The organism is Streptomyces mirabilis (assembly GCF_039503195.1).
Lineage (GTDB): Bacteria > Actinomycetota > Actinomycetes > Streptomycetales > Streptomycetaceae > Streptomyces > Streptomyces mirabilis_D.
The window spans coordinates 2,841,147-2,867,057 of sequence record NZ_JBCJKP010000001.1 but is presented as its reverse complement, the minus strand read 5'-3'; the positions used below and the strand labels follow the sequence as shown (position 1 = coordinate 2,867,057).

Sequence of the window (25,911 nt, the reverse complement as noted above, 5' to 3'; positions counted from 1 at the left end):
AATGACGCAGGTCAAGCCCATGCGCGCGGACGCTCGGCGCAACTACGAGCGGTTGCTGAAGGTGGCGGCCGAGGCGTTCGCCGAGCACGGGGAAGGCGCGTCGCTCGACGACATCGCCAAGCGGGCGGGCGTCGGGTCCGGCACGCTGTACCGGCACTTCCCGACGCGGCAGGCGTTGCTGGAGGCGGCGTACGTCGACCGGATCGAGGCGCTCGGGGCGCGGGCCGACGAGATCGCGAAGGAGCTGCCCCCGGGCGAGGCGCTGGCGGAGTGGCTCTACGAGCTGTGCGTCGGCACGATCCAGGTACGCGGAATGAAGGCCTTGCTGGGCTCGGCCGTCACGGACGGCAGCAGGGCCGCGCTCACGGCCTGCGGCACTTCCATGAAGGGGGCGGCGCAGCGGCTGGTCGAGGCGGCGCAGCGGGAGGGGACCCTCCGTCAGGACATCGAGCCGATCGAGGTGCTGCGGCTGGCCCACGGGGTTGCCACGGCCTCGGAGTTGGCGAACGGTCAGGGCAAGCAGATCCGCCGGTATCTGTCCCTGCTGACGGAGGGGCTGCGGCCGTAGCGGCGGGGTGCTGTCCGGCGGGGTGTTGTCCGGTGGTGCGCCGTCCTGCTGTGGTGGGTCGGGGCCGTGCCGGTACGTCGAGCCCGTCGCCGCTGGATCAGACGTGGGCCGGGCAAGGGAGCCGCTGCTCGATCCGAACGTAGCGACGGGCTTGCGACGTACCGCCACGGCCCCTTCGGAGGGTGGGCGGCTGCAGGTCAGAGGGACTGGGCCGCGGGCTTCACCATGCCGCGGACCGTACGCGACTTCACGAAGTCGCCCATCGCCGTCATCTCCCACTCGCCGGAGAACTGCTTGATCAATTTCGCCATCATCACGCCCGTCTGTGGCTCGGCGCCGGTGAGGTCGAAGCGGACCAGTTCCTCGCCGGTGGCGGCGTCCAGGAGACGGCAGTAGGCCTTGGCGACCTCGGTGAACTTCTGGCCGGAGAAGGAGTTGACCGTGAAGACGAGGCCGGTCGCCTCCTGGGGGAGGCGGCCGAGGTCGACCACGATCACCTCGTCGTCACCGCCGCCCTCGCCCGTGAGGTTGTCGCCGGAGTGCTTGATCGCGCCGTTCAGGATGGACAGCTTGCCGAAGTAGCAGCTGTCGATGTGATTGCGCTGCGGGCCGTAGGCGATGACCGAGGCGTCCAGGTCGATGTCCTTGCCGCGGAACGCGGGCTCCCAGCCGAGGCCCATCTTGACCTGGGAGAGGAACGGGCGGCCGCCCTTGACCAGGGAGACCGTCTGGTTCTTCTGGAGGCTGACGCGGCCCTTGTCGAGGTTGATCTTTCCGGCGCCGATCGGCGGTGCGGCGGGCGGGGCCGGGGGCGCGGCGGGTGCCGGGGGTGCCACCGGGGCCTGCATCGCCGGGGCGGGCGGGGTGACGGGGGCCGTCGCCTGCACCGGCGGGGCCACCGGCGCCGGGGCCGGTTCCTCCACCGAGACGCCGAAGTCCGTGGCGATGCCCGCGAGGCCGTTCGCGTATCCCTGGCCGACCGCGCGGGCCTTCCAGGCGCCGTTGCGGAGATAGATCTCCACGACCACCAGTGCCGTCTCGGTGCCGAGCTGCGGGGGCGTGAACGAGCCCAGGACGCTGTTGTCGTCCGCGTTGCGGATCGTGGCCGTCGGTTCGATGCCCTGGAAGGTCTGGCCCGCGGCGTCCGGGCTCGCGGTGACCACGATCTTCTCGATGCCCGGCGGGACGGCGCCGGTGTCGACGGTGATCGCGTCGGGGGCCGCACCGCCGCCGGAGCGGTACGTCACGCCCGGTCCCGTCGGCTGGTTGTAGAAGATGAAGTCGTCGTCGGAGCGCACCTTGCCGTCGGCGGTGAGCAGCAGGCCCGATACGTCGAGCCGCACGGGGGCGGCGACGTCCACCGTCACGCGCGCGGCGGAGAGAGGGATGTTCGAGCCGGGGGTCATAGCTGTCATGCCTCGTGAACGAGCGAGACCATTTTGCCGTTCCCTTACCAAGCGGCCAATTGGCCCAGCCGTGACATCCCCGGCTCGCAACCCCTCCCGCGGACTACGGAACCACCACGATCTTCCTGCCCACCCCGGCCGCGAACTGCTCCAGCGCCTGCGGATACCGCTCCAGCTCGATCCGGTCGCTGATGAAGATCTCCGGGTCGAGCACGCCGTTCGCGAACAGCTCCGCCGCCCGCTCGAAGCTGTGCAGCACCGCCATCGAACCGGTGATGGTGATCTCCTGGTTGTAGATGCGGTACGGGTCGATCGTCACGCGGGTGGCGTAGTCGGCGACCCCGAACTGGAGGAACGTGCCCGCCTTGGCCACCCGGTCCAGGCCGTCCTGGATGGCCGCCGCGTTGCCGGTCGCGTCGACGACGACGTCCCAGCCCTGCGGCCGGTCCAGCTCGTCCGCGTTCGCCGCCGACCCCGAGACACCGAGCGTGCGTGCCGTCTCCAGTCGGGCCGCGTTCAGGTCCACCACGTCCACGCTCGCCGCGCCGGTCCGCTTGGCCAGCTCCAGCATCATCAGGCCCATCGTCCCCGAGCCGTAGATCAGGACATGGGCTCCCAGGCGGGACCGCAGGACGTCGTAGCCGCGTACCGCGCACGACAGCGGCTCCACCAAGGCCGCGTCCTGGGTGCGTACGTGCTCGGGCAGCTTCACACAGTTCGCCACCGGGGCCACCGCGTACTGCGCGGCCCCGCCGGCCGTGGTGACGCCGATCGCGGCCCAGCGTTCGCAGAGGTTGTTGTGGCCCGCACGGCAGTAGCGGCACTCGTAGCAGTAGAGGGAGGGGTCCACCGCCACGCGGTCGCCGATCGAGATCTCCGTGACCTGGGCGCCGGCCCCGACCACCTCGCCGGCGAACTCGTGCCCGGGCACGATCGGCAGCTTCGGCGCGAACTCGCCCTGGAGGATGTGCAGGTCCGTGCCGCACAGGCCGCAGGCGGCGACCTCGACGACGACCTCGCGGGGGCCCGGCGTCGGGTCCGGGACCTCGGTGACGACGGCGCGGCCCACGGACTCGATGACGGCGGCCTTCATTTGACGGCTCCCAAGGACAGGCCCTGGACCAGTTTGTCCTGGGCGGCGAACCCCGCGGCGAGCACCGGCAGGGAGATGACGAGCGACGCGGCGCACACCTTGGCCAGGAACAGGCCCTGGCTGGTGATGAAGCCGGTCAGGAAGACGGGGGCCGTCTCGGCGACCACACCGGTCAGCACGCGGGCGAACAGCAGTTCGTTCCAGCTGAAGATGAAGCAGATCAGGGCCGTGGCCGCGATGCCGGGGAGGGCTATGGGGGCTACGACCCGGGCCAGGATCGTCGGCAGTTTCGCGCCGTCGATCTGGGCCGCCTCGATCACCGCCACCGGTACCTCGGCGAGGAACGACTGCATCATCCACACCGCGATCGGCAGGTTCATGGAGGTGTAGAGGATGACCAGGAGCCAGATGTTGTCCAGCATTCCGGTGTTCTTCGCGAAGAGGTAGATCGGGAGGAGGCCCGCGACCACCGGCAGCATCTTCGTCGACAGGAAGAAGAACAGGACGTCCGTCCATTTCTTCACCGGGCGGATGGAGAGTGCGTACGCCGCCGGGAAGGCCAGCAGGAGGACACAGAGGGTGGATACCACCGAGGCCACCGTCGAGTTGAGCAGCGCCGGCCAGGGGCTCGCGCCGCCGCCCGTGCCGAAGAAGTCGCGGTAGCCGTCGAGGGTGAGGGCGGCGCCGAAGGACGGCGGGTTGGTCGCCGCGTCCGACTCCGAGTGGAACGACGTCAGGGCCATCCACGCGATGGGCAGGAAGAACAGCACACCGAGCAGCCAGGCCAGCAGGCCCAGGCCCGTTCCCCGGGCACGCCGGGGTCGTACGCGGATCGTGGTGGCGCTCATGCGCGGGACACCTCCTCGCGGAACAGGGACGAGACCACGCGCAGGGCGAAGGTCGCGATGATGATCGAACCGATGACGACCAGGACGCCCGCGGCGGAGGCGAGGCCGTTCTCGTGGGCCTGGTAGAAGCTCTGGTAGACGGTGTAGGGGAGGTTCGCCGTCCCCAGGCCGCCGGACGTGAGGGTGAAGACCGCGTCGAAGTTCTGGACGATGTAGATCGAGCCCAGCAGGGCGCCGAGCTCCAGGTAGCGGCGCAGGTGGGGGAGGGTGAGATGGCGGAAGACCTGCCAGTCGCTCGCGCCGTCCACCCGGGCGGCCTCGATCTGCTGGTGGTCGCGGCTCTGCAGGCCGGCCAGGAGGATCAGCATCATGAACGGCGTCCACTGCCAGACCAGCGAGGCCTCGACGGCCAGCAGCGGGGTGCCCGAGATCCAGTCCGGCTGGGGGCCGCCGACGTAGTGCAGCAGTCCGTTGAGAAGGCCGTACTCCGGGTTGTAGAGCACGTGCTTCCAGAGCAGGGCCGCGGCCACCGGGACCACCAGGAAGGGGGCGATGAGGAGCGTTCTGACGATGCCCCGGCCGCGGAACCTGCGGTCCAGGAGCAGGGCCAGACCCAGGCCGATGACCAGGCTGGCGACGACCACGGCCGCCGTCAGGAGGATCGTCGTCCAGACGGAGTGGCGCAGGTCGGGGTCGGTCAGGACGTCCGAGTAGTTGGAGAGGCCGGTGAAGTGGCGGGCCTTGGGGTAGAGCGCGTTCCAGTCGAAGAAGGAGATCACCAGCGTGGCCACGAAGGGGAGCTGGGTCACGGCGACCATGAAGACCAGGGCGGGGAGCAGCGGGGCGCGGGTGGCCCAGGCGCGCAGCCGGTTGGACGGCTTTCCCAGGGTGTGTACGGGAGTGGCGGCCACGGGGGCCGTTGTCGTGGCGGTCATCGTCCCTCGTACTCCTTGGAGATCTTCTCGGCGAGTTTCTGGGCCTTCTTCAGGGCCGAGTCGACGGACTGGCGTCCGGCGATGGCCGCGCTGATCTCCTGCGAGACCTTGGTGCCGAGGTCGGTGAACTCGGGGATGCCGACGAACTGGATGCCGGGCGCGGGGCGCGGCTGCACGCCCGGGTCACGCGGCCGGGCGCCCTCGATGGCCTCGCGGGTCATCTCCTGGAAGGCGGCGGCCTCCTTGGTGTACGCGGCGTTCGTGTAGGTGGAGGCGCGCTTGCCGGCCGGCACGTTGGACCAGCCGATCGTGTCCCCGACCAGCTGTTCGTACTGCTTGCTGGAGGCCCAGGAGATGAACTTCCAGGCCTTGTCGGAGTTGTGGGAGGCCTTCTGCAGGCCCCAGGCCCAGGTGTAGAGCCAGCCGGAGGACTTGGTCTTCTCGACGGGTGCGGGTACGTAGCCGATCTTGCCCTTGACCGGGGAGTCGGACGCCTCCAGGGAGCCCGCCGCGGAGGTGGCGTCGTACCACATGGCGGTCTTGCCCTGGGTCATGTTGTTGAGGCACTCGGCGAAGCCGGACTGGGCGGCGCCGGACTCGCCGTGCCCCCGTACGAGGTCCACGTAGAACTTCGTCGCCTTCTCGAACTCGGGGGAGTCGAGACGGGCCTTCCAGTCCTTGTCGAACCAGGTGCCGCCGAAGGTGTTCACGACGGTGGTGAGGGGTGCCATGAGCTCGCCCCAGCCGGGCAGGCCGCGCAGACAGATGCCCTTCATGCCGGACTGGGCGCCGTCGGCCTCGGCGGCCAGCTGTCCCACCTGCTCCCAGGTCGGGTGGTCGGGCATCGTCAGGCCCTTCTGGGCGAAGACGTCCTTGCGGTACATCAGGAAGGACGACTCGCCGTAGAACGGCTGCCCGTAGAGCTTGCCGTCGGCGGCCGTCAGGGACTGCCGCATGGGGGCGAGGATGTCCTGCTCGTCGTAGCCGCTGTCCTGGCGTACGTAGGAGTCCATGTCGTGCAGCCAGCCGTTGCGGGCGTAGATCGGTATCTCGTAGTTGGAGAGCGTGGCGACGTCGTACTGGCCGGCCTGGTTGGCGAAGTCCTGGCTGATCTTGTCGCGGACGTCGTTCTCCGGCAGCACGGTGAAGTTCACCTTGATGCCGGTCTCTTTGGTGAAGTGCGCCTTGGTGAGCTTCTGCAGCTCCACCATCTGCGGGTTGTTGACCATCAGGACGTTGATGGAGTCGCCGCCCGACCCCGACCCGCCCGCTCCGACCCAACAGCCGGAGAGCAGCGGGGCGAGCAGCGTCCCTGCGGCGACCGCGGCGAGTGCGCGCGGCCTCCGTCGGCTCTGGGTTCGCATGGATCGCTCCTGGACGTATAGGGAGATAAAGGGCTTTCTTGGGTATGGCTGTGCCCTTGTAGTGGGTGAGTTGGGTTTTCAGACTCGGATGACCTGGGGGCCTTGCAAGGAGTACCGGTGTGCCTCCGACGCCGGAAGCAGCGTGCTCGTGACGATCGCTTCCAGGGCGGTGATCTCCGCGAAGCGGCAGAAGCTGACCGCCCCGAACTTGGTGTGCACGCCCGCGAAGACCGTGCGCCGGGAGGCCCTGATCGCCTGGGCCTTGACCTCGCTGACCGCCGGGTCGGGGGTGGTGAGGCCGTGTTCGCGGGAGATGCCGTTGGCGCCGATGTACGCGAGGTCGATGACGAAGCCGGCGAGCATCTTCGTCGTCCAGTGGTCCACGGTCGCGAGCGTGCCGGGGCGGACCCGGCCGCCGAGCAGCAGGACGCTGGTGTGGTCGGCCTCGGCGAGCGCGCCCGCCGTGGCCAGGGAGGCGGTGACCACGGTCAGTGGCCGGTCCTTGGGGAGTGCCTCGGCGATGAGCTGCGGGGTGAACCCCTCGTCGATGAACACGGTCTCAGCGTCCCCGAGCAGCTCGGCCGCGGCGCTCGCGATCCGGCGCTTCTCGGGCACATGGCTGGTGGCGCGGAAGGCGAGCGTCGTCTCGAACCCGGCGCTCTCCACGGGGTAGGCGCCGCCGTGGGTGCGGCGGACCAGGCCGTGGTCCTCCAGGGCGCGCAGGTCGCGTCGTACGGTCTCCTTGGCGACGCCCAGTTCGGCTGCGAGCGCGGTGACGTCGACCGCGCCGGTACGGCGGGCGGCCCTGACGATCTCCCGCTGACGTTCTTCCGCGGTCATGGCCGACACCTGCTCCCTGCGTCCTGTGCGTACTGCCCGTTCGGGCCCGGTGCGGGCCTTGGGGGAAGTTCTACAGCGGGTGCGCGGCACTGACCAGGTCTGTTGCGTGACCGATGGTGCCCGGCTGTGACCGTTTGGCGGGGCGGGTGCCCGTGCCGGACCTGGGGCGCAGCGGTGGGCGGGGTGGGATCGGGCAGGGTTGGTGCCCGAACAGGGCGGCGGGCGGGCCCGTTCGGTGCCCGCCCGCCCTCTCGCGCCCTCGCCGCACGGTCGTCTTCCGGCCGCCCGTCGTCGCCACGGCAGCCGTCCGGTCGTCAGTACGGCCGTCCGGTAGTCCGGTCGTCAGTACGGCCAGATCGGCGGATGCGTCGTGAAGTGGCCGCCCAGGTGGGCGTGGTCCGGGTTGGCCGGGTCGAGCTCGCCCTGTTCGGCGATGAGCTTCTCGGCGTACGGCTCGGAGTCGTCGCGCGGCTCGTAGCCCAGCGCCCGGGCCGTCGAGAGGTCCCACCACAGCCGGGTGTTGGCGGAGGAGCCGTAGACGACCGTGTGCCGTACGTCCTCGGCGGTCAGCGCCGCGTGGAAGAGACGGGCGCCGTCCTCGGGGCTCATCCAGACGGAGAGCATGCGCACGCTGGTCGGCTCCGCGAAGCAGGAGCCGATGCGGACCGAGACCGTCTCCAGGCCGTGCTTGTCCCAGTAGAACTGTGCCAGGTCCTCGCCGAAGGACTTGGAGAGCCCGTAGAAGGTGTCCGGGCGGTGCGGCGTGTCGATGGGGATCAGGGCGCTGTCGTCGAAGGGGGCCTCGCCCCGGGGGCGCGGGGTGAAGCCGACGGCGTGGTTGGAGGAGGCGAAGACGATGCGTCGTACGCCCTCTTCGCGCGCCGCCTCGTACAGGTTGTACGTCCCCTCGATGTTCGCCTTGAGGATCTTGTCGAAGGAGGCTTCCAGGGAGATGCCCGCGAGGTGGATGATCGCGTCGACGCCCCGCACGGCCTCGCGCAGGGCGGCCTTGTCCGCGAGGTCCGCGGTGAGCGCGTCCGGCTCGCCCTCGACGGGCCTCAGGTCGAGGAGGCGCAGCTCGTAGCCGTAGTCCGGCAGCAGCCCCCGCATCAGGGTGCCGAGTCCGCCGGCGGCGCCGGTGAGCAGAACGGTGCGGGGAGCGGGCATGCGGGCTTCTCCTCACGGCCACAGTGAGTGGCCGTATTCGTGTACGGCATTCACATCCATGGACACGCTAAGGAGCCCCGACCTGCTGCGTCAAGTGTCCCGCGGAGGTGGCGAATCCGCTGCTGTGTCGCGGGTTTGCGCGCTTGACCGGCCCCAAGGTCGCGCTTTAGCGTGGTGGCGTTCAGAAATATGGACATGGATCAGAAACATGCACTCGCTGTTGTGTGCGTGAGCACCTGCCCCAGGGAGAGTCCGTGACGTCAGCCCCCCTTGCCGCTCGGCTCAGCGTCCCCAGCGGGCCGCTGTTCTTCCCCGTCACGGCGTACGGCCCCGACGGTGCCCTCGATCTCGACACCTACCGCGCGCACGTGCGGCGCGGCGTCGAGGCGGGTGCCGCCGCCGTCTTCGCCTGCTGCGGCACCGGGGAGTTCCACGCGCTCACGCCCGAGGAGTTCCAGGACTGCGTGCGGGCGGCGGTGGAGGAGACGGCCGGGCGGGTTCCGGTCGTCGCCGGCGCCGGGTACGGGACCGCGCTCGCCGTACGGTTCGCACGCCTCGCCGAGGAGGCGGGGGCCGACGGGCTGCTCGCGATGCCGCCGTATCTGGTGGTGGCGGGCCAGGAGGGGCTCCTGCGGCACTACCGGGAACTCGCCGCCGCGACCTCGCTGGACATCGTGGTCTACCAGCGCGACAACGCCGTGTTCACGCCCGAGACCGTGGTCGAACTCGCCCGCACCGAAGGGATCATCGGCTTCAAGGACGGGGTGGGAGACCTCGACCTGATGCAGCGGATCGTGAGCGCCGTGCGCAGCGAGATCCCCGGCGACTTCCTGTACTTCAACGGGCTGCCGACCGCCGAGCTGACGGGGCTCGCGTACCGGGGCATCGGCATCACGCTGTACTCGTCGGCGGTCTTCTGCTTCGCACCCGAGATCGCCCTGGCGTTCCACGCGGCACTCAACGCGGGCGACGACGAGACGGCGAACCGGCTGCTGGACGGCTTCTACCGCCCCTTCGTCGACCTGCGGGCCCAGGGTCGCGGATACGCGGTCTCCCTGGTCAAGGCGGGGGTGCGGCTGCGGGGGCTGGACGTGGGTGAGGTACGGCCGCCGCTGCACGAGCCGACCGAGGACCATGTGAAGCAGCTCGCGCAGCTGATCGAGCGGGGGTACGCGCTGCTGGAACCGCTCGAGGGGCCTGGGGGAGCGCTTGAGGGGCCTGACGGAGCGCTTGAGGGACCTGGCGGAGAAGGACGGATGGGGGAGGGCCAGTGAAGGCGTCCGCTTTCGTCTATCCGTGGGACGTCGTCGGGGATCCGGGGGCGGCCGAGCGGATCGCCGGGCTCGGGGTGCGGCAGGCGACGCTCGCCTCCGCGTACCACTCCACGCGCGCGCTGACCCCCCGCCATCCCCGGCATCGGATCGTGACGGCCGCGCACGCCGCCGTCCTGTACCCCGTCGACGACGCACGGTGGGAGGGGCGCGCGCTGCGGCCGTACGCCGCTGGGGAGTGGGCGCCCGGGGACGCGTACGGGGAGGCGGCCGACGCGCTCGCGGAGGCCGGGCTGGACGTCCACACCTGGGTGGTCCTCGCGCACAACTCCCGGATGGGTGCCGAGCATCCGTCCACCTCCGTCGTCAACGCCTACGGGGACCGCTACGCGTGGGCGCCGTGCATCGCGCAGGCCGACACACGGGCGTACCTCGTCGACCTCGCGGTGGAGGCGGCGGTGCGGCCCGGGGCGCTGGGTACGGAGCTGGAGTCGCTCGGCTGGTACGGCCTCGCGCATCTGCACGCGCACGACAAGATCGGCGGGGTGGGACTCGGGGACGCCGGCCAGTACCTGATGTCGCTCTGCTTCTGCGCGGCGTGCCGGGCGGGGTACGGGGGATGCGGGCTCGACGCGGATGACCTGGCGTCGGCCGTCCGGGAGGCGCTGGAGCCGGTGTGGCGGGGGGCGGTGCCGTCGGAGGGCGGCTGGCCGGTGGTCGAGAAGCTGCTCGGGGGTGAGACGGCGGCCGCCACGCGCGCGTGGCGTGAGGGCGTGGCCCGTTCGCTCCAGGAGACGGTGGTCGCCGCGGTGCGGGCGGCCGCGCCGGCCGGCTTCCAGGTGGTGCTGCACGCCGATCCCGTGTCGTACCACTGCGGGGCGAACGCCGGGGTCGATCCCGGGCACATCCTGTCCGTGGCGGACGGGGTGGTGGTGCCGTGCACGGGTGGGGTGGGCCCGCTGACGCCGTTCGCGGAACAGGGGCGGGACGCGGCCGTACTGGCCGCCAACGTCACGGTCGTGTCGGGGATGGGAGGCAGTCCGGGCACCTTGTCGGACGACGCGGCCCGGGCGGCTGAGGCGGGCGCGACCGAACTGCGGCTGTATCACGCGGGGTTGGCTTCGGACGGGGATCTGGAAGCCGTGCGGGCGGTGTTGACGGGGTCGGTCTGAGTCCAGACCCCGGGGGCCCTATGAGGCACGGGGCCTCCGGCGTCGGAGGAGGGGGGGCAGGGTCAGGAGCCGGGTCAGCCCGAGGGTGAGGAGCAGGGGCCGGTAGTCGACCAGTTCGACCAGGCCCGCGCCGAGGGCCAGCCCGAGCGCGTTCGGGGTGTAGATCAGGGTGTTCGCGGTGGCGGAGGTGCGGCCGAGGAGCGGGCCGGAGTCTCGCGCTGGACGGCGGTGTACGCGGCGATCAGGACGCAGGGAAGGCCGAAGCCGATCGCCGCGCCGCAGACCAGGGCCAGCGCGTCGGACGGGACCGCGCGGAGCGCGACCGCGACCGCCGTGAGGACGATGCCGTACGCGGCGAAGCGGCGCTCGCCCAGTCGGCGCAGCAGGGGACCCGAGACCAGGCCGATCAGCACCGAGCCGACGCCCTGGGCGACGTAGAGGAGGCCGACGTACGCGGGGGAGTGGCCAAGCCCCTCGGCGACCGCGTAGACCGTGGCGCCGTTGAGGCCCGCGAAGAGCATGGTCGTGGCCGCGGCCAGGACCAGTGGCCGAAGTTGCGGATGATGCCGGATGTGGTGGATGCCCGCGGCGGTCCGGGCTCGCCAGGCCGAGGGGTCCGGGACGGGCGGGGCCTCGCGGACCCGCAGCAGCGCGTACAGCCCGGCCGCGAGGGCGAAGGTCACGGCGTCCAGGACGGCCACCCTCGTACCGCCGTACGCCGCGTACAGGCCTGCCCCGGTCAGTGGGGCCAGGAGCTTCATGCCCTCGCCCGCCGTCATGCGCAGGCCGTTGAAGTCGCCGAGGAGGTGTCTTTCGACGGCCGTGGCCACGAGCGCCGACTCCGCCGCGTCATGGACGACGCCCGCCGCCCCGTAGATCAAAAGCACCGTGAAGAGGATCCACAGGCGGTCCCGGGTGGTCACGGCGAACAGCGTCGGCAGGAGCGCGGCCAGGGCCAGGTTCACGGCGATCAGGAGCGGCCGACGGCGGGTGCGGTCCGCGAGCACGCCGAGGACGGGGCCGACGAGCGTGGGGGCCCAGAGGGCGAACACGCACAGGGCCGCCAGACCGTTCGAGCCCGTCAGGTCCTTGACCCAGATCCCCGACACCAGCCACATCGCCGACGAGCCGAAGCCCGAGACCACCGCTGCGGTCAGGTACAACCCCGCGTCGCGGTCGCCCAGCACACGCGTCACCGTCCATGTCATGGCAGGTGATCGTGGTGCTGAGGAGGGGGGTCGAGGATCGGGCATCCGACCTATCTCCTCGGCCGGGGAGCGATGAGTTCCGGGCTCGGGTCCGGTCCACGTAAGGAGCGAAGTCACAGACGAGCCCGTATGAGCCGAAGGGCTCAAGGGCTGAAGAGCTGGGGAGCACTGGATGACGGACGACCGGACTTTCGACACCTTCGACCTCGGGCCGCAGGCCCTGATCGTGGCGCGCCTCGCGGCGGAGACGACGCAGGAGCAGCTCGACCGCGACACTCCCTGTCCCGGGCTCGCGGTGCACCACATGCTCGGACATCTGGGCGGACTGGCCGTCGCCTTCCGCGACGCCGGGCGCAAGGACCTGGGCGTCACGACCGACACCAACCCCGGTTCCGTGGTGCCGGACATCGGGCCCGACTGGCGGGAGACCCTGCCGAAGGCGCTCGACGAACTCGCCGAGGCCTGGCGCGACCCGGCCGCCTGGACCGGGGAGACCCGAGCGGGCGGGGTGACGTTGCCGGGCGCGGTCGCCGGGGCCGTGGCCGCCGACGAACTGGTGGTGCACGGCTGGGACCTGGCCCGGGCCACCGGCCGGGAGTACGAGCCCGACGAGGTCGCGCTGCGGGCGGCGTACGGCTTCCTCGCCGCCGCGGCCGAGAACTCCGGTCCGGGCCAGGGCGTGTTCGGCCCCGTGGTGCCGGTGCCCGACGATGCGCCCCTCCTCGACCGCGTGATCGGCCTGAGCGGCCGCGACCCCGGCTGGAAGCCGTAGCCCGGCCTCGCCGGAGACCACGGGTACCGCTGAAGCGGGGTGCCGGACGGGGATGCCCGGCACCCTCGCCGAGTTGCAGAGGCATACGGATTCCGGAAGGGCTGTGCGCGATCGGATCGCGCACGACATGGTGGCGAACGGGACGCGATACAACGGGACGCCATACAGGGACCAAGGGCCGAGTGTGAGGGGAGGGTTCGCGCCTTTTTCTGCGAGACGGACACCGGTCGGCATCGCGAAAGCGAACGCCGCGCGCAGACCGTCCGGCGGCCCGGACCCCCTTGGTCACTCCAACTTCTTTTGTTCGAAGCGTTGACGAAACACGGCTGCGCTCCTACCTTCAACGCGTCGTACTTCGTACGTCATATATGAGACGCGATACACGAGATCAGATACAGATCCGAGAGGCGCGCATGACCTCTGTGCCCATTCCGATCCCGTCCCGCACGCAATTCGTGCTGGAGGGGATCAAACACCGCATCCTCACCGGGCAGTTGACCCCGGGGCAGGCCCTGGTCGAGACCGAGCTCGCCGCGCAGTTCGGGGTGTCGAAGACGCCCGTGCGCGAGGCGCTCAAGACCCTGGCCGGTACCGGACTCGTCGTGATGAACCAGTACAAGGGCGTCACGGTGCGCATGGTGGACGCGGACATGGCGCGCGAGGTGTACGACGTGCGGCTGCTGCTGGAGCCGGAGGCGCTGCGGCGGACCGTACGGCGCCAGGCGTCGCTCGACGTCGCACGCGACGCGCTGACCCGCGCCGACGACGCCTCCGACACCGCCGAACGCTCGCTCTCCAACCGGGAGTTCCACCGCGCCCTGTACGTCTCCTGCGGCAACCCGCTGCTCGGCCGGATGCTCGACGAAGTGCGTGACCAGGCCGCTCTGGTGTCGGCGGTGGCCTGGGCCGCCGACCCGTCCTGGGAGCGCGAGGCCAGCGAGCACCGGGAGATCCTGCGCCTCGCCCTGGACGGTGACGCCGACGGCGCGGCCCGCGCGCTGCACGCCCACATCGAGTCGTTCGTGCGACGGGCCTTCCCCGCGACCCAGGAAGAGGTTGGACAGGAATGACAGCGACGTACGAGACCCAGCGGGCGGCGCTCGCCGAGGTCGTGGCGATCCCCGTGACCCCCTTCACGGAGGACGGGACGATCGACGGCGACACCCACCGGGCCCTGCTGCGTCGGCTGCTCGACGGCGGCATCCGCACCCTCACGCCGAACGGCAACACAGGTGAGTTCTACGCCCTGACCCCCGAAGAGCGGAACCTCGTCACCGAGTTGACGATCGACGAGGCCGGCGACCGCGCCGCCGTCCTGGTCGGCGTCGGACACGACGTGCCGACCGCCGTCGCCTCCGCCCGGCACGCCCGGGAGCTCGGGGCGCAGATGGTGATGGTCCATCAGCCCGTACACCCCTATGTCTCGGAGGGCGGCTGGGTCGACTACCACCGGGCCATCGCCGAGGCCGTGCCGGAGCTGGGCGTCGTGCCCTACATCCGCAACCCGGTGCTGCCCGGCGCCCGGCTCGCCGACCTCGCCGACGTCTGCCCGAACGTGATCGGCGTGAAGTACGCCGTCCCGGACGCGGCCCGCTTCGCCGCCTTCGCCCGGGACGCGGGGCTCGACCGGTTCGTGTGGGTCGCGGGCCTCGCCGAACCGTACGCCCCGTCCTACTTCTCGGCCGGTGCCACGGGCTTCACCTCGGGCCTCGTGAACGTCGCCCCGGCCGTCTCCCTGAACATGATCGAAGCCCTCCGAGCCGGCGACTACCCGGCCGCCATGAAGGTCTGGGAGCAGATCCGCCGCTTCGAGGAGCTGCGCGCGGCGAACACCTCCGCCAACAACGTCACCGTCGTCAAGGAGGCCCTCGCCTCGCTCGGCCTGTGCCGCCGCGAGGTGCGCCCGCCCAGCAGGGAACTGCCCGAGTCCGAGCGGGCGGAAGTCGCCGCCATCGCCGCGGGGTGGTCCATATGAGCCGGGGAAGAAGGGAGCCGAAGCGCCCCGAGGAGCTCCGGAGCCATCAGTGGTACGGCACCGACGGGCTGCGTTCCTTCAGCCACCGGGCCCGCACCCGCCAGCTCGGCTACCTTCCCGAGGAGCACCTCGGCAAGCCGGTCATCGCGATCCTGAACACCTGGTCCGACATCAACCCCTGTCACGTCCATCTGCGCGACCGTGCGCAGGCCGTGAAGCGGGGGGTGTGGCAGGCCGGGGGCTTCCCGCTCGAGTTCCCGGTCTCCACCCTCAGCGAGACCTTCCAGAAGCCGACCCCGATGCTCTACCGCAACCTGCTGGCGATGGAGACCGAGGAACTGCTGCGCTCGTATCCCGTCGACGGCGCGGTACTGATGGGCGGCTGCGACAAGTCCACCCCCGCCCTGCTCATGGGCGCGGCGTCCGTCGACCTGCCGGCCGTCTTCGTGCCCGCCGGGCCCATGCTGCCCGGTCACTGGCGAGGCCAGGTCCTCGGCTCCGGCACCGACATGTGGAAGTACTGGGACGACAAGCGCGCCGGACTCATCGGCGACTGCGAGATGACCGAGCTGGAGAGCGGGCTCGCGCGGTCCCCGGGGCACTGCATGACCATGGGTACGGCGTCCACGCTGACGGCCGCCGCCGAGGCGCTCGGGGTCACCGTGCCCGGCGCGTCCAGCATCCCCGCCGTCGACTCCGGTCACGACCGGATGGCGGCCGCGGCGGGCCTCAGGATCGTCGAACTCGTCCGCCAGGACCGCAAGCTGTCCGACATCCTCACCGCGGACGCGTTCGAGGACGCGGTGACGACCGTCCTCGGGCTCGGCGGCTCCACCAACGCCGTGATCCATCTGATCGCCATGGCGGGCCGGGCGGGCGTCACCCTCACGCTCGACGACTTCGACCGGGTCGCGCGGACCGTGCCGGTGCTCGCGAACGTCCGGCCCGGCGGCCAGAAGTACCTCATGGAGGACTTCCACTTCGCCGGCGGTCTGCCCGGGTTCCTGTCGCGGATCACCGATCTGCTGCACCTGGACCGGCCGACGGTGTCGTACGACAGCATGCGCGAGCAACTGGCCGGCGCCCAGGTGCACGACGACGACGTCATCCGCACCCGGCGCAACCCGGTCGCGGCCGAGGGCGGAGTCGCCGTACTGCGCGGCAACCTCTGCCCCGACGGCGCCGTCATCAAGCACATCGCCGCCGAGCCGCAGCTGCTCAAGCACACCGGTCCCGCGGTCGTCTTCGACGACTACAAGACCATGCAGCGGACCATCAACGACCCCTCGCTCGGCATCACGGCGGACAGCGTGCTGGTGCTGCGGGGCTCCGGGCCCAAGGGCGGTCCCGGCATGCCGGAGTACGGGATGCTGCCCCTCCCCGACCATCTGCTGAAGCAGGGGGTACGGGACATGGTGCGAATCTCCGACGCCCGGATGAGCGGCACGAGTTACGGCGCCTGTGTGCTGCACGTGGCGCCCGAGTCGCACATCGGCGGACCCCTCGCCCTGGTCCGCACCGGGGACACGATCACCCTCGACGTCGAGGCACGGTCGCTCCAGCTCAACGTGGACGACGCGGAGTTGGAGCGGCGCAGGGCGGAGTGGACGGCGCCGCCCGAACGGTACGAGCGCGGGTACGGGGCGCTCTACAACGAGCAGATCACCCAGGCGGACACCGGCTGCGACTTCGCCTTCCTGGCCCGGCCGGGGAAGGTGCCGGACCCGTACGCGGGCTGAGCGCGCCCGCGAGGGCCGCCCCTCTGTGAGTCTCACCTGATCGACATCTTGAGCAGCAAGCAGCGATCACCAAACAGCAAGCGCTTCACCCATGTGTACGTAGCAAGCGCTTCCTGTCGTACAGCAAGCGTTCCACGGCACCCGCCAGAACGGAGAACAGTCATGGCCCAAGCCGCAGTCGTGGCGAAACAGCCCGCGCCACCCCGGCGGCGCCGTGGCTCGGCGACGCCCCGCAAGCTCCCCTATCTGCTGATCGCCCCGGCGGGCCTGCTGATGCTGGGCTTCATCGCCTACCCGGTCATCAGCGTCTTCTACTACAGCCTGCAGAACTACAACCCCACCAAACCGTGGCGCAACGGCTTCGCGGGCTTCGACAACTTCACCCACGCCTTCACCAGCGACCCCCAGTTCTGGGGCACGCTGACCTTCAGCGCCAAGTGGGTCTTCGTCGAGGTCGGCCTGCAACTGCTCTTCGGGCTCGCGCTCGCGCTGATCGTCAACCAGACCTTCGTGGGACGGGCCGTCGGCCGCGCGCTGGTCTTCTCGCCCTGGGCCGTCTCCGGTGTGCTGACCTCCGCGATCTGGGTGCTGCTCTACAACTCCCAGACCGGCATCACCCGTTACCTGGCCGACGCGGGCATCGGCCAGTACGGCACCAGCTGGCTGTCGGACACCTCCACCGTCTTCCCGGCGGCCGTGGTCGCCGACCTGTGGCGCGGTGTCCCCTTCTTCGCGATCCTGATCCTCGCCGACCTCCAGTCCGTCTCCAAGGACCTGTACGAGGCCGCCGAGGTCGACGGCGCCAGCCGCTTCAAACAGTTCCTGCACATCACGCTGCCGCACCTGAAGGACGCCATCATCCTGTCCACGCTGCTGCGCGCGGTGTGGGAGTTCAACAACGTCGACCTGCTCTACACGCTGACGGGCGGTGGTCCCGCGGGCGAGACGACGACCCTCCCGCTCTACATCGCCAACACCAGTGTCGACGCCCACAACTTCGGCTACGCGTCCGCCCTCACCACGGTCGCGTTCGTGATTCTGCTGTTCTGTTCGGTCGTCTATCTGCGACTGAGCAAGTTCGGAGGCGGGGACAAGTGATCACCGAGGACGCCACGATCAGCGCCCCCGCGGCGCCCGCCCCACCCGCCGAGGAGCGCCGACAGCGCCCGGGCGGAAAACGTCGCGCGTGGGACGAGGTCCCGCGCCGGCACATCTACCTCCCACTCTCCATCTACCTCCTCTTCACCCTGATCCCCTTCTACTGGATCCTGCTCTTCGCGCTGCGCCCGGCCGGCTCGACCTCGCTCGTGCCGTGGCCCATGACCTTCGACCACTTCGACAAGGTGTGGAACGACCGCAGCTTCGGGACCTACTTCCAGAACAGCGTGCTCATCGCCGTCGCCACGCTGGTGATGACGACCCTCGTCGCCCTCGCCGGCGGCTACGCCCTGGCCCGCTTCGACTTCAGGATCAAGCGCGGCTTCATGCTGGCGCTGCTCTGCTCCCAGTTCGTGCCGGGCGCGCTGCTCCTGGTCCCGCTCTTCCAGATCTTCGCCAAGCTCCAGATGATCAACTCGCTGGGCAGCGTCATCATCGCCGAGACGGTCTTCCAGCTGCCGCTGTCGATGATCCTCATCAGCGGGTTCATCAGGAACGTCCCCTACTCGCTCGAAGAGGCCGCCTGGGTCGACGGCTGCGACCGCTTCACCGCCTTCCGGATCGTCGTCCTGCCCCTGCTGCGGCCCGGGCTGATCGCCGTCGGCTCCTTCGCCTTCGTGCACGCCTGGAACCACTTCCTTTTCGCCCTGATGTTCCTCAGCGACCAGAGCAAGCAGACCATCCCCGTCGGCCTCAACACGCTGATGAGCTCCGACAGCGTCGACCTGGGCGCGCTCGCCGCGGGCGGCATCATCGCGGCCGTCCCCGTCGTCATCGTCTTCGCCTTCATCCAGAAGTGGCTGATCACCGGCTTCAGCGCGGGGGCGGTGAAGGGATGAGGCCCGCCGAGGAATTCCCGTCGAGCACGCCCACCGGAAAACTGCCGCTGCCCGTCGTTCTCGCGGGTGCGCGCGGCCACGGCCGTTGGCACCTGGAGAACATCCGCCGGCTCCAGGACGAGGGGCTCGTACGGCTGGCGGGCATCTGCGAGCTGACCCCGCTCGACGCGGAGGAACTGAACGGGCACACCGTCGAGCAGTCGGCCGACTTCGGCGCCCTCCTCGACTCCACCGGCGCCGCGATCGCCGTGATCTGCACGCCCATCCCCACCCACACCGACCTGGCGCTGATCGCCGCGGGCAAAGGCGTACACCTGCTCCTGGAGAAGCCGCCCGCGCCGTCGTACGCGGAGTTCCGCCGGATGGCCGACGGGGTCACCGCGGCCGGGGTCGTCTGCCAGATCGGCTTCCAGTCGCTCGGCTCGCACGCCGTGCCCGCGATCCGGAAGCTGATCGCGCAGGGTGCGATCGGACAGGTGGCCGGGATCGGCGGGGCGGGCGCCTGGGCACGCGACGAGGCGTACTACCGGCGGGCCCCGTGGGCGGGCAAGCGCCGTCTGAACGGCGTGGACGTGATCGACGGGGCGCTCACCAACCCCCTCGCGCACGCCGTCGCCACCGCCCTCGCGCTCAACGGGTCCACCCGCGCCGAGGACGTCACCGCGATCGAGACCGAGCTGCTGCGCGCCAACGACATCGAGTCCGACGACACGTCGTGCGTACGGATCACCACCCCGCGGGGCCGGGTCACCGTCGCCGCCACGCTCTGTGCCGAGCGGCCCGGCGAACCGTACGTCCTGGTGCACGGCAGCAGCGGCCGGATCACCTTCTGGTACAAGCAGGACCGCGTCCTGGTGCAGCGGTCGGGGCACGGCCCGGAGGAGATCGAGTACGGCCGTACGGACCTGCTGGAGAACCTGGTCGCGCATCTGACGGAGGGCGCCGAACTGCTGGTCGCGCCGGAGGCGACGGGGGCCTTCATGAAGGTGGTGGAGGCGATCCGGCAGGCGCCGGACCCGCTCGCGCTGCCCGCCGACGCCTGGGCGCCGCTCCCCGAGGAAAGCCGCCGGGTCGTGCCCGGCATCGACGGACTCGTCGCGGCAGCCGCCGACACCCTCGGCCTCTACTCCGAACTCGGCGCCTCCTGGGCCCGGCCGCACCAGACCCCGAACGGCGTTCGAAGCGACGTCCCGGACATGACCGCGGACATGACCGCGGACAAGATCACGAACAAGACCGCGAACAAGACCGCGAACAAGGCGGGAAGCGAGGTGAGCACCCCATGAACCACGCGCAGAGCACCGACTCGCTCGTCCTGCGAGTCGCGGGCCGCCCGGTCGGCCGGTACGTCACCCGCCCCGAACTCGCGCCCCGGTTCTCGCCGCGCCCCTATCTCCACCCGGTCACCACCCTGGCCGGCACGGCTGTCACCGAACTCAGCCCCGCCGACCACACCCACCACCTCGGCGTCGGTGTCGCCGTTCCCGACGTCGAGGGGCACAACTTCTGGGGCGGCCGCACCTACGTCCGCGACCAGGGACCCACCGAGCTGGCCGACCACGGCGCCCAGCGGCACGCCGGTTTCCAGCTGCGCGACCCCGACGGCTTCGTGGAGGAGCTGCGCTGGGTGGCTGCGGGCGGCGAGCTGCTGCGTGAGCGCCGCACGGTCGCCGTCACCGAACTCACCGATTCCGCCTGGGCGTTGGACTTCACCTTCTCCCTCACCAACACGACCAGGCTCCCCCTGTCGATCGGCAGCCCGGCCACCAACGGGCGGCCCGGAGCGGCCTACGGCGGCTTCTTCTGGCGGGCCCGCAAGGAAGCACAGGCACCGCGCGTCTTCACCGCCGACACCGAGGGCGAGGAGGCGGTCCACGGGGCCCCCGCCGACTGGCTCGCCCTCGTGGGCGCGGGCTGGACCCTCGTCTTCGCCGGGGCCACCGCCGCGACCCGCCGCGACCCGTGGTTCGTGCGCACCACCGAGTACCCGGGCGTCGGCTCCTCCCTCGCGCACACCGAACGGCTGCCGATCCCGCCCGGGGAGACGGTCGTACGCCGGGTCGTCACCGTCGTCGCGGACGGCGCCCTCGGCAGAAGCGACGCCGCGGCGCTGGTTCGGAAGGCGGTGAGCCCCTGATGGCGCTGCCCTCAGCCGACCTCGGCGACGGCACGTACCGCAACCCCGTCCTCGACGCCGACTGGTCCGACCCCGACCTGCTGTGTGTGGGTGACGACTTCTACCTCACCGCCTCCAGCTTCGGTCGCGTGCCCGGCCTGCCGCTCCTGCACTCCCGCGACCTGGTCAACTGGACGCTCGTCGGACACGCCCTCCAACTCCTCGAGCCCGCAGGGGACTTCAGGGAGCCCAGGCACGACTGCGGGGTGTGGGCGCCGTCCCTGCGGTACCACGAGGACCGCTTCTGGATCTTCTGGGGCGACCCCGACCACGGCATCTTCCAGGTCAACGCCCCGGAGATCCGCGGTCCCTGGACCCGGCCGCACCTCGTCAAGGAGGGCAAGGGACTCATCGACGCCTGCCCGCTGTGGGACGAGGAGACCGGCGAGGCGTATCTCGTGCACGCCTGGGCCAAGTCCCGCTCGGGTGTGAAGAACCGGCTCACCGGCCACCGTATGCGCCCTGACGGCACCGGACTGCTCGACGAGGGCGAGGTGATCATCGACGCGGACCGGATCCCGGGCTGGTTCACCCTCGAAGGGCCCAAGGCCTACCGGCACGACGGCTGGTTCTGGATCTTCGCACCCGCCGGGGGAGTGGAGACCGGCTGGCAGGGCGCCTTCCGCTCGCGCGGCTTCTTCGGCCCGTACGAGGAGCGGGTGGTGCTGGAGCAGGGGGACACCGAGGTCAACGGCCCTCACCAGGGCGGCTGGGTGCGCACGAAGGCCGGCGAGGACTGGTTCGCGCACTTCCAGCAGCGCGGGTCCTACGGGCGGGTCGTCCACCTCCAGCCGATGCGCTGGGGCGACGACAGCTGGCCGGTGCTCGGTGACAAGGGCGTCCCCGTCGCCGTACAGCGCAAGCCGCGACTGCCGCCGCAGCCGCCCTCCGCGCCCGCCACCGACGACGACTTCCCCGGCGGCCGGTTCGGACGGCAGTGGCAGTGGACCGCGAACCGGCAGGACGGCTGGGCCACCCAGCACTCGGGGGACGGACTGCGGCTGAGCTGCGTACGGACGGTGGACGCGCACGACCTGCGCAGACTGCCGAACGTCCTCACCCAGCGGTTGCCGGGGACCCCCGCCACCGTCGAGGTGGAGCTGCGCCTCGACAGCGAGGAGCCGGGGGCACGGGCGGGACTCGCGGTGCTCGGGGACGCCTTCAGCTGGATGGGGCTCCAGCGGGAGGCGGACGGGTCGGTGCGGCTTGTGCACCGGTTCGCCGAGTCGGGTGCCATGGGGGCACCTCTCACGCCTTTAGGGCAGTGGGGGAGGGAGCGCGACGCCGCGCATCCGCGAGAGGCGCCCGAGGGGCGGGCCCGGCTGTGGATCGAGAGCGGAGCGGGGGCGCGCTGCCGGTTCTCGTACGACGTCGGGGGCGGCCGACAGCCCTCCGGCCAGGTCTTCGCCGCCACCCCCTGGCGCTGGGTCGGCGCCCTGCTCGGACTTTTCGCACTCGCGCCCGTCGGCGGGGGACACGCCGGCGCGGCCTTGTTCACGCGCTTCCGCATCACCAGTTCCTTCCGCTGACAAGACCCCACAACCCTGTTGGATCCAGAAGAAGAGAGCCGATCAATGAAGATCAACATCCACAGAACCGGGCGTGCCGCGACGGTCGTCGCCCTGGGCTCCGTGCTCGCGCTCACCGCCACCGCCTGCGGCGACAACGGCAGCGGAGCGGCGGGCGACAAGGGCACCGAGGGCTCCGGCAAGGGCGAGATCACCTTCTGGGACAACAACGGCGGTGTCCGCACCGACATCTGGAAGCAGATCATCGCGGACTTCGAGAAGAAGTACCCGGACATCAAGGTCAAGTACGTCGGCATCCCGGCGGCGAGCGCCCAGTCGAAGTACGACACCGCCATCCAGGGCGGCGGCCTGCCCGATGTCGGCGGCGTGGGCACCGCGATGCTCGCCGAGGTCGCCGTCCAGGGAGCGCTGGAGCCGCTGGACAGCCGGCTCAAGGGGAGCTCGCTGAACGGCAAGCTGAGCCAGAACCTGCTCGACGTCAGCCGGTCCGCGGGCGGCGGTGACGCCCTGTACCAGGTGCCGACCTCCGCCAACAACGGCACGCTGTGGTACCGGACGGACCTGTTCAAGGCGGCGGGAGTGGACGCCCCGACCACCTGGTCGAAGTTCTACGACGCCGCCGACAAGCTCACCGACAAGGGCAAGAACAAGTTCGGCTTCACCATCCGGGGCGGCGAGGGCGCCATCGCGCCGGCTCTCGACGCGGTGTACGGCCAGACCGGCATCACCTCGTTCTGGAACGGCGACAAGACCACCGTCAACGACCCGAAGAACGTCGCCGCCCTCGAGAAGTACATCGCCCTGTACAAGAAGGACACCCCGTCCGCCGACGTCAACAACGACTTCACCAAGATGGTCGCCCAGTGGGACAGCGGCACCATCGGCATGCTCAGCCACAACCTCGGCTCCTACCAGGACCACGTGAAGGCGCTGGGCGCGGAGAAGTTCCGCGGCATCCCGAACCCGACCCAGGACGACGGTACACGGGTGCAGGTGTCCAACCCGGTCGACGGGATGAGCCTGTTCAAGTCCAGCAAGAACAAGGCGGCCGGCTGGAAGTTCATCGAGTTCGCCCTCTCGGCGGCGGAGAACTCCAAGTTCAACGAGTCGGCGGGACAGGTCCCGGCGAACACCGACGCCGCGAAGGACGCGTGGATCCAGAAGGCCGAGCCCACCAAGCTGGCCGCGGAGGCGCTGAACGGGGCCGGCACCAAGATCGTGCAGCTGCCGTACTACCTGCCGGACTGGAACACGATCTCCAAGTCCGACAACGAGCCGAACTTCCAGAAGCTGCTGCTCGGGAAGATGAGCGCGAAGCAGTTCCTGGACACGCTGGCCGACCAGTTGAACAAGGCGCAGGCGGACTGGAAGGCGAACCACTAGCTCCGCTGGTTGGGCCGGGTGCGGTCGGTTCGTGGTCTTTCAGGTTGTGTGGCGACCGCGGGCCGGGCGTGGCTGGTCGCGCCCACGCGGCGGAGCCGCACATGGATACAGCCCCGCGCCCCTGAAGACGGGTCGCGGGCCCACCCTCTGCTTGAAAGGCACACCCCTGTGTCCCTCACCCGCAGACAGGTCACCTCGGCGGCCCTTGCCGCCGTTCCGGTCGCCCTTGGGGCAACCGGCACCGCACAAGCCGCCCAGCGTCGCCGCACCCTCTACATCGCGGGTGACTCCACCGCTGCCCAGAAGTATGCCGACGCCGCGCCGGAGACCGGCTGGGGCATGGCGCTTGCGTTCTTCCTGCGGGAGCACCTGGAAGTCGCCAACCACGCCGTGAACGGGCGGAGTTCGAAGAGTTTCGTCGACGAGGGGCGCCTCGAGGTCATTTTCGAGGCGATCCGGCCCGGCGACTTCCTGCTCATCCAGTTCGGGCACAACGACGAGAAGAGCGCCGACCCGACCCGCTACACCGAGCCCTGGACGACGTACCAGGACTACCTGCGGCAGTACGTCGACGGGGCGCGGGCCCGTGGCGCGCGGCCGGTGCTCGCCACCTCCGTGGAGCGCAGAAAGTTCGACGCGGACGGCAACGCCGTGCCGACCCACGGCGACTACCCGGCGGCGATGCGTGCCCTCGCCGAGGAGGAGCGCGTGGCGCTGCTCGACGTCCAGGCCCTGTCGATCGCCCTGTGGCAGCGGCTCGGCGTCGAGGAGACCAAGAAGTACTTCAACTGGACCGCGACCGAGCAGGACAACACCCACTTCAACCCGCCGGGTGCGATCGCCGTGGCCCGTCTCGTCACGGCCGAACTGCTGCACCGCCGGGTGCTGGCACACCGGGACGTGCGCCGGCTGGACGAGGAAGTCCCCGAGTCCTGGATCACCTGGCCGGACGCGGCCGCGTAACCCCCTTCCACAGAACCTCCGCCAGAAGGAGAGCCGCACAGTGAAGACACAGAGATGGCATGCACATGTCATGACACGGCAGGCGACGACGGCCCTGCTGGTCGGTTGCACCGCCCTGGCCCTCGCCGTCACCGGCACCACCGCCCAGGCCCAGGCCCGGTCGGGCGACCTCGGCCGAGGGACCCTCGCAGCCGGTGACGGCTGGGGCTCCTACGGCACGGGGACCTCCGGTGGCGCGGCGGCCGACGCCGCGCACGTGTACACCGTCACCACCTGGGCCGAGTTCAAGGCCGCGCTGAAGAACGGCGGCACAGCCCCGAAGATCATCCAGGTGAAGGGCACGATCGACGCCAACGCCGAGGGCTGCGACTCCTTCGCCGCGCCGGGCTACGACTTCGACGCCTATCTGCAGAAGTACTCGCCAGAGAACTGGGGATACGGCACGAACCTGGACGCCGAGCCGGACGACAGCCCCGAAGGCCTGCGTCGCGCCTCCGCCGCCAACCAGGACACCGCCATCAAAGCGGAGATCCCCGCCAACACCACCCTCGTCGGCCTCGGCAGGGGCGCGGGGTTCAAGGGCGCCAGCCTCCAGATCAAGGCCGTGGACAACGTCATCGTCCGCAACCTCACCTTCGAGAGCCCGCTCGACTGCTTCCCGCAGTGGGATCCGACCGACACCTCCGTCGGCAACTGGAACTCCGAGTACGACAGCGCGGTGGTGTACGGCTCCACGCACGTCTGGCTGGACCACAACACCTTCACCGACGGGGACCACCCCGACAGCACGCTGCCCACGTACTTCGGCCGGATCTTCGAGCAGCACGACGGCGAGCTGGACATCGTCAAGGGCGCGGACTACGTGACCGCTTCCTGGAACGTCTTCGCCGACCACGACAAGACGATCCTCATCGGCAACAGCGACAGCGCGTCCACCGCGGTGGTCGACCGGGGCCACCTCAAGGTCACCTTCCACCACAACCTGTTCTCGAACCTCGTCGAGCGCGCGCCGCGTGTCCGCTTCGGCCGGGTCGACTCGTACAACAACCACTTCGTCGCGGGCGACGGCTACTCCTACAGCTACGGCATCGGCATGGAGTCCCAACTCGTCGCCGAGCACAACGCGTTCACGCTCCCCGCCGGGGTCAGCGCGGCGACCGTCCTGAAGAAGTGGAAGGAGGCGCCGCTCACCGCCGCGGACAACTACGTCAACGGGGCGGCCACCGACCTGATCGCCGTGCACAACGCGGAGATCCCGGCCGAGACGCTGCAGTCCGGGGCCGGATGGACGCCGACCCTGCGCACGAAGGTCGACTCGCCCAGGGCGGTGCCGCGGATCGTGGACCACGGGGCGGGCGCCGGAAAGATCTGCTGACCGGCTGATCCGGTCGATCAGCTGACTCGGTCGACCGGCTGATCCGCTCGACCGGCTCCGATCCTTCCCCTTCCCGGTCAGGCCGGAGCGGCTCCGCACCGCCCCTCACCCAGGGCGCGCCGCTCCGGCC

Annotated in this window: 22 protein-coding genes and 1 pseudogene; 15 read left to right on the top strand and 8 right to left on the bottom strand. The window is 70.5% G+C overall.

Annotated features, from left to right (window positions below):
• Window position 1 precedes the first annotated feature (1 nt).
• Complete coding sequence (locus AAFF41_RS13650; protein ID WP_054232323.1) at window positions 2-568, top strand: TetR/AcrR family transcriptional regulator; 567 nt, start codon at window positions 2-4, stop codon at window positions 566-568.
• Between the two features lie 197 nt (window positions 569-765).
• Here the strand turns inward: AAFF41_RS13650 and AAFF41_RS13645 are convergent, their stop codons facing one another.
• The 7 genes from AAFF41_RS13645 to AAFF41_RS13615 all read right to left on the bottom strand — a co-directional run bounded on the left by AAFF41_RS13645 (window position 766) and on the right by AAFF41_RS13615 (window position 8,221).
• A complete protein-coding gene (locus tag AAFF41_RS13645) occupies window positions 766-1,974 on the bottom strand; it encodes a TerD family protein (RefSeq protein WP_319748368.1) in 1,209 nt (402 codons plus the stop codon).
• Window positions 1,975-2,077: 103 nt separating this feature from the next.
• The gene (locus AAFF41_RS13640) at window positions 2,078-3,067 is read right to left on the bottom strand and encodes a zinc-dependent alcohol dehydrogenase family protein (RefSeq protein WP_319748182.1); all 990 of its coding nucleotides are present in this window, start codon (window positions 3,065-3,067) and stop codon (window positions 2,078-2,080) included.
• Window positions 3,064-3,915, bottom strand: coding sequence for a carbohydrate ABC transporter permease (locus tag AAFF41_RS13635; protein WP_067364318.1), 852 nt, complete (start codon window positions 3,913-3,915; stop codon window positions 3,064-3,066). The genes AAFF41_RS13640 and AAFF41_RS13635 overlap by 4 nt, the downstream gene beginning before the upstream one ends.
• Entirely contained in the window at window positions 3,912-4,850 is a 939-nt protein-coding gene (locus AAFF41_RS13630) for a carbohydrate ABC transporter permease (RefSeq protein WP_319748180.1), read from the bottom strand. The genes AAFF41_RS13635 and AAFF41_RS13630 overlap by 4 nt, the downstream gene beginning before the upstream one ends.
• On the bottom strand, window positions 4,847-6,214 hold the full coding sequence (locus tag AAFF41_RS13625; protein ID WP_319748179.1) for an ABC transporter substrate-binding protein: 1,368 nt from the start codon (window positions 6,212-6,214) through the stop codon (window positions 4,847-4,849). Before AAFF41_RS13625 ends, AAFF41_RS13630 begins: the two co-directional genes overlap by 4 nt.
• 78 nt (window positions 6,215-6,292) lie before the next feature.
• Window positions 6,293-7,054, bottom strand: coding sequence for a DeoR/GlpR family DNA-binding transcription regulator (locus tag AAFF41_RS13620; protein ID WP_319748178.1), 762 nt, complete (start codon window positions 7,052-7,054; stop codon window positions 6,293-6,295).
• A gap of 342 nt (window positions 7,055-7,396) precedes the next feature.
• The gene (locus AAFF41_RS13615; protein WP_343324008.1) at window positions 7,397-8,221 is read right to left on the bottom strand and encodes an NAD-dependent epimerase/dehydratase family protein; all 825 of its coding nucleotides are present in this window, start codon (window positions 8,219-8,221) and stop codon (window positions 7,397-7,399) included.
• A gap of 254 nt (window positions 8,222-8,475) precedes the next feature.
• Here AAFF41_RS13615 and AAFF41_RS13610 point away from each other — a divergent pair, with 254 nt between their 5' ends.
• Together AAFF41_RS13610 and AAFF41_RS13605 are read left to right on the top strand one after the other, a co-directional pair.
• Entirely contained in the window at window positions 8,476-9,495 is a 1,020-nt protein-coding gene (locus tag AAFF41_RS13610; protein WP_343324007.1) for a 5-dehydro-4-deoxyglucarate dehydratase, read from the top strand.
• Window positions 9,492-10,664 carry a hypothetical protein gene (locus AAFF41_RS13605; RefSeq protein WP_343324006.1) on the top strand — a complete coding sequence of 391 codons (1,173 nt, stop codon included), beginning with the start codon at window positions 9,492-9,494 and terminating at the stop codon, window positions 10,662-10,664. The genes AAFF41_RS13610 and AAFF41_RS13605 overlap by 4 nt, the downstream gene beginning before the upstream one ends.
• On the opposite strand, the pseudogene AAFF41_RS13600 reads toward AAFF41_RS13605, so the two are convergent.
• Window positions 10,598-11,872 (bottom strand): annotated as a pseudogene (locus tag AAFF41_RS13600) (MFS transporter). The gene AAFF41_RS13605 and the pseudogene AAFF41_RS13600 sit on opposite strands and share 67 nt — an antisense overlap.
• 172 nt (window positions 11,873-12,044) lie before the next feature.
• Between AAFF41_RS13600 and AAFF41_RS13595 the strand changes: the two are divergent.
• From AAFF41_RS13595 to AAFF41_RS13540, 12 genes are all read left to right on the top strand, one after another.
• A complete protein-coding gene (locus tag AAFF41_RS13595) occupies window positions 12,045-12,644 on the top strand; it encodes a TIGR03086 family metal-binding protein (RefSeq protein ID WP_319748174.1) in 600 nt (199 codons plus the stop codon).
• A 413-nt stretch (window positions 12,645-13,057) separates the two neighbouring features.
• Entirely contained in the window at window positions 13,058-13,714 is a 657-nt protein-coding gene (locus AAFF41_RS13590; protein ID WP_319748173.1) for a GntR family transcriptional regulator, read from the top strand.
• Window positions 13,711-14,619: a dihydrodipicolinate synthase family protein gene (locus tag AAFF41_RS13585; RefSeq protein ID WP_060899646.1), complete on the top strand. Its 909-nt coding sequence runs from the start codon at window positions 13,711-13,713 to the stop codon at window positions 14,617-14,619. The genes AAFF41_RS13590 and AAFF41_RS13585 overlap by 4 nt, the downstream gene beginning before the upstream one ends.
• Complete coding sequence (araD, locus tag AAFF41_RS13580; RefSeq protein ID WP_319748172.1) at window positions 14,616-16,358, top strand: L-arabinonate dehydratase; 1,743 nt, start codon at window positions 14,616-14,618, stop codon at window positions 16,356-16,358. The genes AAFF41_RS13585 and araD overlap by 4 nt, the downstream gene beginning before the upstream one ends.
• 162 nt (window positions 16,359-16,520) lie before the next feature.
• Entirely contained in the window at window positions 16,521-17,456 is a 936-nt protein-coding gene (locus tag AAFF41_RS13575) for a carbohydrate ABC transporter permease (protein WP_054232309.1), read from the top strand.
• Between the two features lie 17 nt (window positions 17,457-17,473).
• The gene (locus AAFF41_RS13570; RefSeq protein ID WP_425526246.1) at window positions 17,474-18,355 is read left to right on the top strand and encodes a carbohydrate ABC transporter permease; all 882 of its coding nucleotides are present in this window, start codon (window positions 17,474-17,476) and stop codon (window positions 18,353-18,355) included.
• Entirely contained in the window at window positions 18,352-19,641 is a 1,290-nt protein-coding gene (locus tag AAFF41_RS13565) for a Gfo/Idh/MocA family protein (RefSeq protein ID WP_343324004.1), read from the top strand. Before AAFF41_RS13570 ends, AAFF41_RS13565 begins: the two co-directional genes overlap by 4 nt.
• Window positions 19,638-20,492 carry a DUF6807 domain-containing protein gene (locus AAFF41_RS13560; protein ID WP_343324003.1) on the top strand — a complete coding sequence of 285 codons (855 nt, stop codon included), beginning with the start codon at window positions 19,638-19,640 and terminating at the stop codon, window positions 20,490-20,492. Before AAFF41_RS13565 ends, AAFF41_RS13560 begins: the two co-directional genes overlap by 4 nt.
• Window positions 20,492-22,060 (top strand): glycoside hydrolase family 43 protein, encoded by a 1,569-nt coding sequence (locus AAFF41_RS13555; protein WP_343324002.1) that lies wholly within the window; start codon window positions 20,492-20,494, stop codon window positions 22,058-22,060. The genes AAFF41_RS13560 and AAFF41_RS13555 overlap by 1 nt, the downstream gene beginning before the upstream one ends.
• Window positions 22,061-22,105: 45 nt before the next feature.
• Window positions 22,106-23,443, top strand: coding sequence for an ABC transporter substrate-binding protein (locus tag AAFF41_RS13550; RefSeq protein ID WP_054232305.1), 1,338 nt, complete (start codon window positions 22,106-22,108; stop codon window positions 23,441-23,443).
• Window positions 23,444-23,611: 168 nt separating this feature from the next.
• A complete protein-coding gene (locus AAFF41_RS13545; RefSeq protein ID WP_319748166.1) occupies window positions 23,612-24,406 on the top strand; it encodes a rhamnogalacturonan acetylesterase in 795 nt (264 codons plus the stop codon).
• A gap of 40 nt (window positions 24,407-24,446) precedes the next feature.
• On the top strand, window positions 24,447-25,781 hold the full coding sequence (locus tag AAFF41_RS13540; RefSeq protein ID WP_425526123.1) for a pectate lyase family protein: 1,335 nt from the start codon (window positions 24,447-24,449) through the stop codon (window positions 25,779-25,781).
• Window positions 25,782-25,911: the final 130 nt, after the last annotated feature.